The organism is Intrasporangium calvum, from assembly GCF_028446585.1.
Taxonomy (GTDB): Bacteria; Actinomycetota; Actinomycetes; order Actinomycetales; family Dermatophilaceae; genus Intrasporangium; species Intrasporangium calvum_A.
In genome coordinates, this window is record NZ_JAPFQL010000109.1 from 1 (window position 1) to 9,841 (window position 9,841).

9 protein-coding genes are annotated in these 9,841 nt (G+C 70.3%); 5 read left to right on the forward strand and 4 right to left on the reverse strand.

Annotated elements, in window-relative coordinates; genetic code table 11:
- Positions 1-26 precede the first annotated feature (26 nt).
- From OO014_RS17845 to OO014_RS17860, 4 genes are read right to left on the reverse strand one after another with little or no spacing between them, the layout of a single operon-like run.
- A complete protein-coding gene (locus OO014_RS17845) occupies positions 27-1,214 on the reverse strand; it encodes an ABC transporter permease (protein ID WP_272463675.1) in 1,188 nt (395 codons plus the stop codon).
- On the reverse strand, positions 1,207-1,875 hold the full coding sequence (locus tag OO014_RS17850) for an ABC transporter ATP-binding protein (protein WP_272463676.1): 669 nt from the start codon (positions 1,873-1,875) through the stop codon (positions 1,207-1,209). Before OO014_RS17850 ends, OO014_RS17845 begins: the two co-directional genes overlap by 8 nt.
- Entirely contained in the window at positions 1,875-3,020 is a 1,146-nt protein-coding gene (locus tag OO014_RS17855) for a hypothetical protein (RefSeq protein ID WP_272463677.1), read from the reverse strand. Before OO014_RS17855 ends, OO014_RS17850 begins: the two co-directional genes overlap by 1 nt.
- Positions 3,017-3,772, reverse strand: coding sequence for a hypothetical protein (locus OO014_RS17860; RefSeq protein WP_272463678.1), 756 nt, complete (start codon positions 3,770-3,772; stop codon positions 3,017-3,019). Before OO014_RS17860 ends, OO014_RS17855 begins: the two co-directional genes overlap by 4 nt.
- 430 nt (positions 3,773-4,202) lie before the next feature.
- Here OO014_RS17860 and OO014_RS17865 point away from each other — a divergent pair, with 430 nt between their 5' ends.
- The 5 genes from OO014_RS17865 (at position 4,203) to OO014_RS17885 (ending at position 9,798) form a co-directional block, all read left to right on the forward strand.
- Complete coding sequence (locus tag OO014_RS17865; protein WP_272463679.1) at positions 4,203-4,676, forward strand: hypothetical protein; 474 nt, start codon at positions 4,203-4,205, stop codon at positions 4,674-4,676.
- Positions 4,677-4,841: 165 nt separating this feature from the next.
- Complete coding sequence (locus OO014_RS17870) at positions 4,842-6,020, forward strand: CaiB/BaiF CoA transferase family protein (RefSeq protein WP_272463680.1); 1,179 nt, start codon at positions 4,842-4,844, stop codon at positions 6,018-6,020.
- Positions 6,021-6,022: 2 nt separating this feature from the next.
- On the forward strand, positions 6,023-7,519 hold the full coding sequence (locus OO014_RS17875) for an acetyl-coenzyme A carboxylase carboxyl transferase subunits beta/alpha (RefSeq protein WP_272463681.1): 1,497 nt from the start codon (positions 6,023-6,025) through the stop codon (positions 7,517-7,519).
- Between the two features lie 177 nt (positions 7,520-7,696).
- Positions 7,697-8,656: a carbamate kinase gene (locus OO014_RS17880; RefSeq protein ID WP_272463682.1), complete on the forward strand. Its 960-nt coding sequence runs from the start codon at positions 7,697-7,699 to the stop codon at positions 8,654-8,656.
- 5 nt (positions 8,657-8,661) lie between these two features.
- A complete protein-coding gene (locus OO014_RS17885) occupies positions 8,662-9,798 on the forward strand; it encodes a ring-opening amidohydrolase (protein ID WP_272463683.1) in 1,137 nt (378 codons plus the stop codon).
- Positions 9,799-9,841: the final 43 nt, after the last annotated feature.

The window sequence follows — 9,841 nt, forward strand, 5'->3', positions numbered from 1 at the left end:
CCCCCCACGGCCCAGACCTGTGGGCCTCAGCTTCGCATCGCGACGAGGGGGGACGTGGACGCGGCCCGGCTGGCCGGCACCAGGGCACCGAGCAGACTGGCGACGACGCCAAGCGCTATGACCGTGGGTGCGAGCCACGGGTTCACGATGAGCTCCCAGTCGTGAGCACGGCACCAGATGAAGGCCGAGGACAGACCCAGCCCACTGCCCACGACGCCAGCGAGCGCGCCGGCAACGAGGGCTTCCACGAGGATCAACGACGCCAGTCGCCGGCGGCCCCACCCCATCGCGGATCTGAGTCCGAGCTCCCGGGACCGTTGGCTCACGGCCATGCTCAGGGTGTTGGCGATGGCCACCATGCCGATGAACCCCACGAAACCGCCCAGAGCCAGACCCATCGCCCTCAGGTCCCCACCGACAGCCGTCGCAACGATCCTCGAGTCGGGCTGCGTGGCGTCGGCGAGGGCCAGCTGGTGTTGCGGATCCAGTGCAGCCAGCGCGTAGGTGGCAACGGCCGCAGCGGCCCCTGGTCGGACGCCGGCCACGAACCGCACCGTCGCTCCGCGGCCGAAGAAGCGCAGCGCGAGATCACGCGAGACGATGACTGAGGAGTTGAGGTAGCCGAAGCCCGGTGCGGCGTGCACCACGCCGGCGACGCCGAGCCGGTGGCCGTCGACCACAACGCTGCCGGCGGAGACCGGGTCGATACCGAGCCTCTCCGCTACCTGCTCCCCGAGCCACGCGACCGGGCGATCGCCCATCGCGTCGATGGCGCTCTGGTCGACGCCTGACCGGGTCACGACTCCAACGGCCGCCAGCCCCCCTGGGTCCGCGACCACCATGGGCATTCCGACGGCCGGCACGACGCCGTTGGGCGACAGCAAGGCGGTCTCCCGCCACACGGACAACTCCCCCGCGCGAGTCACCGGGCCCAGCCCGGCCACCGCCGCAGCGCCACCTTCGGAGAAGCCCTGATCAGGTGGCGTGTCGGCCCGCAGGACGACCACCGAGGACCGCTGGGCGTCGAACGCCCGATCCACCTGGACCTGCTGGGTGTCGGCGATGAGGACAGCCGACGTGGCGCTGGCCACCCCAAGGCCGATCCCTCCCATCATGGCCAACGTGCGGCCAGGCCGAGCCACCAGAGTACGAAAGGCGTCGGTCAGCATCGTGCCGGTGCTGGCCCGTACGCCGGCCCACGTCCAGTCACCCATGAACTACTCCGTCGACGACCTGGATCACGCGGCCAGCCAGAGCTGCCGCCCGCTCGTCATGCGTGACGACGACGAGCGTCGTGCCGACCGCGCAGGTCGCGTGGAGCAGCTCCAGGACGTCGCGCCCCGTGCGCTGGTCCAGTGCGCCGGTGGGCTCGTCCGCCAGCACCAGGGAAGGCGACTTGACCAGGGCTCGCGCGATGGCGACGCGCTGCCGCTCACCGCCCGAGAGGTAAGACGCCTCCCGGTCGGCAACGCGGGACAGTCCGACACTGGCCAGGGCCGCCCGCGACCGGTCCTCCACCTCGTCCGCCGCCAGCTGGGAGTCGACGATGCCCAGGGCGACGTTGTGCCACGCGGCGCGTTCGTCGATGAGGTGGGCATTCTGGAAGATGAACCCGACCTCCCGGCCGCGAAACGCCGCGAGGTCACGACGCCCGAGCGCCGTCACCTCGACCGAGCCGTATCGGTACCTTCCTTCGGACGGGGGCTGGAGGGCGCCGATGATGGACGCCAAGGTCGACTTGCCTGCCCCGGACGGGCCGACGATCGCGGTCGAGCTACCCGCCTCGATATCGAGCGAGCACGGCTCGAGGATCCTCACGCTGGTGGGCTCCTGCACCGCGAAACCGACCCCGTCGAGCACGACGTTCAGCACCATCAGGACTTCCCGGACGGGGTCGGCTCGTTGGCCGGGGGTTGGCTCGCGGGCGGCTGGTTGCCACTGCCGGCTCCTGCCGGGGGATTCTCGCCGACGGTCCGCCCCTGCACCTGCACGACTTCTCCCGCGCGCAGCGACGCGTTGCGCACCTCGACCCATCCGGCGGCCACCAAGCCGATCGTCACGGGCACCGCCTCAGCGGTGGCGCCCTTCAGTCTCCGGACCGCGAACGATCCATCTGGAGCTGCATACAGCGCACCCAGCGGCACAGCCAGGACAGGTCTTGCCGTTGCTGCCACGGGGATGGACACGGTCGCCGAGGCCAGGGTGCTCGCGTCGGCGGCCAGAGGCCCGACCCGCACCCGGAGTCCCACCTCTCCTTCAGGTGCTGGCTCGACGCTCAGGACCTCCGCAGGGATCGGTTCTGCGCTGCCCTCGAGGCTCACCGTCTCACCAGCTGACACCTTGGTGCCGGCCGGCACCGTGCACATCAGCGCTGGGTCACCGGCCGCGATGGTCATGAGCGGTGCCTCGGCGTCGACGATCTGGCCGACCTGGACCGACACCGACTGCACGACCGACTTCGGCGGCACGCTCACGCTGTTGGCGAGACGGAATCCGCCTCGCCCGGGTGGACCACCTCGGGCATACAGCCGGTCCAGCGCGGCCACCGCGGCACCATCGAGCCGCGAGTCGGCCGTCTTGACCGCACGGACGCCCTTCAAGGCGCTCTCGAGCGCCAGGACGTCCGGCCCGGTGTCGCCCAGTGACAGGTCTCGATAGAGCGGGATCTTGGTGGTGAAGGCCACGAGCGGCTCTCCCGAAACCGCGCCCAGCAGTTGGCCCGTAACGACGCGCTGGCCGGACGAGACGCCGAGGGAAGTCACCACGTAGCGACCACTGGAAACCTGTGGCGAGCTGACGTTCAGGGTGCTCATCGCCGACGAGCAGGGTGCCACGACATTGTCGCGCAGCACCTGCTCCGTCACGGTCGCGCTCGGTACGGGCAGCGTGGGCACCGCCCGGGCCGCGGCAGCCTCGCCCGGCGACGCGGCCCAGAAGCTCGCACCGACGATCCCGAGGAGGCAGCCCACCACGACACCGCCCAGGCCGTACTGAAAGTTGCGGGAGGTGCTCCCCTTCACGGCACGTAGCCCTTCGCGGCGAGCTCGTCCGCCATCGACTGGAGGAGCTCGCGATTGCGCTCGACCAAGGCCTGTCTTCGCGGCAGCAACGCTTGCCGGAGGCTGGCGAAATACTGGCCCGTGCATTCAACGAATACTCGGCTCGCCTTGTCGTGCGCCTCTTTCCAGTCGGATGACTGTTGCAAATGGCGGTCGGCATTCGCAAGGAAGTAAGCGACTGGATCCGACTGCTCCACCGTCCACCCGATCTTTGCGCTGAGGCATTCGGCAGTGGGTGCGTGGGTGGCAATGACCGCGGGGTCATTCACTGCCTCTTGGGTCGCCTCATACCAAGCTTGGCCAGTGGATTGAAACCAGACCTCACTGAGTGGAAAGACCTTCTTGGCGCATGACTCGTCGACCTCTGCGTCGACCGAATTCGATTCGGTCTCGGTCAGGCCTCGCTGAGCAATGAGGTCGAGGTCGGCGTAATGCGCCTGGTCAAAGCGGTCGTACGTGCTGTCGATGTCGATGGGCCGTGCCCCACAACCCGTCTGGATCGTGTTCTTGATGGCGAGCTTGACACGCATCGCCCGCCGCACGTTCGGCCCCGGAACCATGTAGGAGGCCTCGACCACGTCCGAGAGGATCTGCGGGTCGGCGCCGCCGTGCGCTCCGCTTGGACGGTGTGCCACCGGCTCCTCGGAGCTGACCGCGGCCCCACCCGGGGCAGTGCAACCGCTCAGCGCTGCAACCACCATCACGCCTGCCATCCAGGCCTTCATCCTCGACATGAGCGGCCCACGCGCCATCGGCATCACGAAAGTTCCTTCACCTGAAGGAAGCCCTTGCCACCGACTTGAGGCTTTGGAAGCAATGGCCGCCACTCTCCGTCGGATGGGCGCAGGCAGCGTGCATGACATCAAGACGGGACCCCTGTCTATTCCGGGATCTCGTTGTTCGGGACCCATAAGCCAAGAGGCGCTGAGGGCCGTGCGCGAGGGAATCCCGGACCTCCCCTCTGGCCGAGCCACAAGTTAGCACGTTCGTCCGCTTTGTCCAGAGATGGAGATAGTCAATGTTTCAACCGCGATGACGAGCCCCACCCCGAACCAGCCCGAACTAGTTGGATTTGCAGGATTCCGAATGCCCGATCTGGCTGATTTGATGGAGTGAGGAACCTTCAACGGAGAGGGGCGGTCCATGAACGCAACCACCAGCCACCACAGCACGGGCCTCCGGACCCACAACGCAGGCACCAGACGCACGGTCCGCTACGTGGCGGCCGCCATGAGCGCCGCGGTCGCGGTCCTCTACGTCGCCCTGATGCTGCTCGTCAGGAATGCCGAGCTGGAGCCGGGCGCCGCTGACACGACCACCTACAGCGGCTACCTCGGGCTCGCGGTCGCCTACGGGATCGGCGCCGTCATCCTCTTCACGGTCGACAACCGCACGCTGCACCTCCTCGGCGCGGGCGTCCAGATCGTCGTCCTGCTGCTCTTCCTCGTTTTCGGCATCGGGCTCCTGGGCGATGGCGTCTTCGAGAACGAGGCGATCAGCGACCTGCCCATCGGCCTGTGGGCCGCGCTGATCACCGGGGCCCAGGTCGTCCTCCTCGCGATGCTCGGCTACCTGGCCGATGAGCGCAGCGACCGCACGGATCACGCGACTCCCTGAGGCGACCAGCCGCACCCGCAGCCAACCCTCGACGGCAGACTCCGCCAACGACCCACCCGGAGCCGCGGCAAGCCCTGACACTCCCCAGCCACGCGCCAACTGGCACAGTGGAGGCTGGAGCCAGCCCAGCGGCATACGGCAGCGTGGGCGTGACGAGGAGCGCACGTGAGCGGACCCCTGGACGACGTCGTCGTCATCGACCTGTCCCGCGCGCTCGCCGGCCCGCACGCGGGGATGATGCTCGGCGACATGGGAGCCCGCGTCATCAAGGTCGAGACGCCCGGTCACGGGGACGACACTCGGGGATGGGGGCCGCCGTTCGTCGGCCCCGAGGACGATCCGATCTCGACCTACTACCTCTCCTGCAACCGCAACAAGGAGTCCGTCACCCTCGACCTCAAGGCCGACGACGGCCGCGAGACGCTCACGCGCCTGATCCGTCACGGCGACGTGCTGATCGAGAACTTCCGCCCCGGCGTCCTCGACCGGCTGGGCTTCACCACGGACCGCCTGCACGAGCTCAACCCGCGTCTCGTCATCCTGTCGATCAGCGGCTTCGGGCACGACGGCCCGGAGGGCGGGCGTGCCGGCTACGACCAGATCGCCCAGGGCGAGGGCGGCCTCATGTCCCTGACCGGCAGCGGACCCGACGACCCGCAGCGCGTCGGGGTCCCGATCGCTGACCTGCTCGCGGGGATGTACGGCGCCTACGGCGTCGTCTCAGCGCTGCACGAGCGCCACCGCACTGGGCAAGGACGCGTCGTGCGCACCTCGCTGCTCGCGGCGATCGTCGGGGTGCACGCCTTCCAGGGCACCCGCTACACCGTCGCCGGCGAGGTCGGCCAGGCCCAGGGCAACCATCATCCCTCGATCGCCCCCTACGGCCTCTTCGCCTGCAAGGACGGCATGGTGCAGATCTCCTGCGGCAGCGAGGGACTGTGGGTCCGGCTCGCCGAGGCGTTCGGCATCGACCCGGCCACCCCGGGGCTCGCCACCAACCGCGAGCGCGTCGCCAACCGCGACCTGCTCATCGAGCTGATCGACGCGGCCTTCGCGCCCTACGGTCTCGACGAGCTGGTCGAGCGGCTCGGCGAGGTCGGCGTCCCCGCAGGCCAGGTGCGCACCCTCGACCACGTCTACGAGTGGGAGCAGACCCTGTCGCAGGGCCTGATCCTCGACGTCGAGCACCCGGCGCTGGGGCCGATCAAGATCCCCGGGCCGCCGATCCGCCTGGACGACAACGCTTTTGCCGGTGGACGCGAGCAGCACCTGCACCCGCCGATGCTGGGTGAGCACAACGAGTCAGTCCGGGCCTGGCTCGACGAGCAGGACGCCGGAACGTAGCCATGTCGTCATCGAGTCCCCGCCTGGGAGCGCACGAGCTGCTCGGCACCGTCCTCGACGAGGGGTCGTGGGTCGGCTGGGACAGCGCGCCCGTGGACCCCGCGCCCGACGCCAGCCCGTATGCCGCTGAGCTGGCTGCTGCTCGCGAGCGCAGCGGGTGCGACGAGGCCATCGTCACGGGCGAGGGTCGGATCCACGGGCGGCGGGTGGCGATCATCGCGGGTGAGTTCAGGTTCCTCGCGGGGTCCATCGGCACCGTGGCGGCCGAGCGGATCGTCGCGGCGTTCGAGCGCGCCCGGCGTGAGGAGCTGCCGGTGTTCGCGGCGCCCGCCTCGGGTGGGACCCGCATGCAGGAGGGCACCCCGGCGTTCGTCGGGATGGTCAAGATCAGCGCCGCCTGCGCCCAGTTCAAGGCGGCGCGGCTGCCCTACCTCGTCTACCTGCGGCACCCGACCACCGGGGGTGTCTTCGCGTCATGGGGCTCGCTCGGGCAGGTGACGGTGGCCGAGCCCGGGGCGACCATCGGCTTCCTCGGCGCCCGGGTCTACGAGGCGCTCTACGGCCGGGCGTTCCCCGAAGGCGTGCAGACGGCCGAGAACCTCTTCGAGCACGGCCTCATCGACGCGATCCTGCCCGTCGAGGCGCTCGCCGAGACCGCGGACCGGGCCCTCAACGTCCTGATGGGCGCCCGCGAGGAGCCGCCCGAGGTGCCGGACGTGCCCAAGGAGGCCCTGCCCGACCTGCCCGCGTGGGACTCGATCGAGCGGTCCCGCCGCGCCCACCGCCCAGGCGTGCGAGCGCTGCTCAAGCTCGGGGCGACGGACGTCCTGCCCCTGCACGGCACTGGGTCCGGCGAGTACGACCCGGGGCTGCTCATGGCGCTGGCGCGGTTCGGCGGTGCGCCGTGCATCGTCCTCGGACAGGACCGGCGCGGCCAGACCCTCGATGAGCCCCTGTCCCCCAAGGGACTTCGCGTGGCCCGCCGCGGGATGGCGCTGGCCCGGGAGCTGCACCTCCCCCTCGTGAGCATCATCGACACCGCCGGAGCCGCGCTGTCGAAGGAGGCCGAGGAGGGCGGGATGGCCGGCGAGATCGCCCGGTGCCTGGCCGAGCTCGTCACCCTCGAGGCCCCGACGCTCTGCGTGCTGCTCGGCCAGGGCACCGGCGGCGGGGCGCTCGCCCTGATGCCGGCCGACCGGGTCATCTGCGCGCAACACTCCTGGCTCTCACCGCTCCCACCGGAGGGAGCCTCCGCGATCCTCCACCGCGACACGACGCACGCGCCGGAGCTGGCCGCCGCCCAACGAGTGAGGTCCCTCGACCTGCTCGCCGACGGCATCATCGACCGCATCGTCGCCGAGCACCCGGACGCCGCCGACGAACCGGAGGCCTTCTGCCAACGGATGAGCCAGGCCATCCAGCACGAGCTGGCCATGCTCACCCGCGCGAACCCCAAGGCGCGCCTCGAGGCACGTCTCGCGCGCTATCGCGCGCTCTGACCCCGCCGCCCCCCGCCGGGTGCAAGGACGGGAGGCGCGGGACCCGACGTGGCTGGGAGCCAGCTCAGCGGCATACGGACAAGTGACAACAGCAGGGCCCGCGTTGGGCAGGACCTGCCAACGCGCCCACCCCCACCGCGTCCTTAGGCTCGCCGGAACGACACCGAGGAGAGTGGCATGAGGGTGCTCGTCGCACTCGGCGGCAACGCGATGACCGGTCCCGACGGGAGCGCCGCCCCACACGAGCAGCGGCGCGCGATCCGGCGGGCGATGTCGCATGTCGCGGACCTCGTCGCCGCCGGCCACGAGGTCGCCATCACCCACGGCAACGGCCCGCAGGTGGGCAACATCCTCGTCAAGAACGAGCTGGCCGCCCACGTCGTGCCACCCGTGCCGCTCGACTGGTGCGGGGCTCAGACGCAGGGGACCATCGGCTTCACCATGCTCGACGCGCTCGAGGCCTCCCTCGCGCGGCGCGGGGTGGAGCGGCCGGTCGCGGCCATCGTCACCCGCACGCTCGTCGACGCAGACGATCCGGGCTTCACCCGGCCCACCAAGCCGATCGGCCGCTACCTGCCCCGCGAGCAGGCCGAGCCGCTGATCGCGCTCGGCCAGATCTGGGAGGACCGCGGTGAGAAGGGCTGGCGCCGTGTCGTCGCCTCCCCCGAGCCGCTCGAGGTGCTCGACGCCCACACGTTGCTCACCTTGATGCGCGCCGGCTACGTCGTCGTCGCGGCCGGCGGCGGCGGCATCCCGGTCGTGCGCTCCGACGCCGCCACCGTCCACGGCGTCGAGGCGGTCATCGACAAGGACCGCACTGCAGCGCTGCTCGCGCGGGCCATCGACGCCGACGCGCTCGTCATCGCGACCGACGTGCCGCACGCGGTCGTCGGCTGGGGCACCCCTGACGCGCGGCCACTCGGGCGCGTCTCGGCCGACGAGCTCGAGGGCCATGCTGCGGCCGGCCACTTCGCGTCCGGCTCCATGGGGCCCAAGGTCGAGGCCGCTCTCCGCTTCGTCCGGGCCGGCGGACGCCGGAGCATCATCACCGCCCTGGACCGGATCACCGACGCCGTCGAGCACGGCGTCGGCACCATCGTCGAGAACCCCACGCCCGCAAACGATTTCGAGAGGTGAGTCACGTGCCAGAAGCCATCGAGGTACGCAAGGTCCCGATCCACTCCGTCGCCGATGCGTCCGAGCTCGCGCGACTCATCGACGAGGGTGTGATGGAGGCGAGTCGCGTCATCGCCATCATCGGCAAGACGGAGGGCAATGGTGGGGTCAACGACTACACCCGCATCATCGCCGACAAGGCGTTCCGGGAGGTCCTCGTCGAGAAGGGCGCCCCGGCCGACCAGGTCAAGCAGATCCCCATCGTCTGGTCCGGCGGCACCGACGGCGTGATCAGCCCGCACGCCACGATCTTCGCCACGCTGCCCGCCGAGCGGACGGAGCCGAGTGACGACCTGCGGCTCACCGTCGGCTTCGCGATGAGCGAGCCGATCAAGCCGGAGGAGATCGGCTACGTCGCGATGGTCGAGAAGGTCGCCGCCGGGGTCAAGGCCGCCATGGCGAAGGCCGGGATCACCGACCCTGCCGACGTCCACTACGTGCAGACCAAGACGCCGCTGCTGACGATCCACACGATCCGCGACGCGAAGTCGCGCGGCATGAAGGTCTGGACCGAGCACACCCACGAGTCGATGGACCTGTCCAACGGCACGACGGGGCTCGGCATCGCCGTGGCCCTCGGCGAGATCGAGATGCCCACCGACGCGGACATCATGCACAACCGGTCGCTCTACTCGTCGGTGGCGTCGTGCTCGTCAGGCGTCGAGCTCGATCAGGCGCAGGTCGTCGTCGTCGGCAACACCCGCGGGATCGGCGGGCGCTACCGGATCGGCCACTCGGTCATGCGCGACGCGCTGGACGCCGACGGGATCTGGGAGGCGATCAAGGACGCCGGGCTCGACCTGCCGGACCGGCCGCACTGGACGGACCTCGAGGGGCGGCTCGTCAACGTCTTCCTCAAGTGCGAGGTCAGCCAGGACGGCATGGTGCACGGTCGGCGCAACGCCATGCTCGACGACTCCGACGTGCACTGGCACCGCCAGATCAAGGCGGCAGTCGGCGGGGTCACGGCGTCGGTGACCGGTGACCCGGCCGTGTTCGTGTCGGTGTCGGCCGCGCACCAAGGGCCGGACGGCGGCGGGCCGGTAGCCGCGATCGTGGACCTCGGCGAGGGCGAGCCGACGGGCTACCGCTGGACCCGTTGATCAATCGAAAGAGCAGTTCGCGACATCGAAGGATGTCGCGAAC

Excerpts from the sequence above, each read along its gene's own strand:
- OO014_RS17860 (WP_272463678.1), bottom strand. The coding sequence starts at position 3,772 with ATGGCAGGCGTGATGGTGGTTGCAGCGCTGAGCGGTTGCACTGCCCCG.
- OO014_RS17845 (WP_272463675.1), bottom strand. The coding sequence starts at position 1,214 with ATGGGTGACTGGACGTGGGCCGGCGTACGGGCCAGCACCGGCACGATG.
- OO014_RS17865 (WP_272463679.1), top strand. The coding sequence starts at position 4,203 with ATGAACGCAACCACCAGCCACCACAGCACGGGCCTCCGGACCCACAAC.
- OO014_RS17850 (WP_272463676.1), bottom strand. The coding sequence starts at position 1,875 with ATGGTGCTGAACGTCGTGCTCGACGGGGTCGGTTTCGCGGTGCAGGAG.
- OO014_RS17875 (WP_272463681.1), top strand. The coding sequence starts at position 6,023 with ATGTCGTCATCGAGTCCCCGCCTGGGAGCGCACGAGCTGCTCGGCACC.
- OO014_RS17880 (WP_272463682.1), top strand. The coding sequence starts at position 7,697 with ATGAGGGTGCTCGTCGCACTCGGCGGCAACGCGATGACCGGTCCCGAC.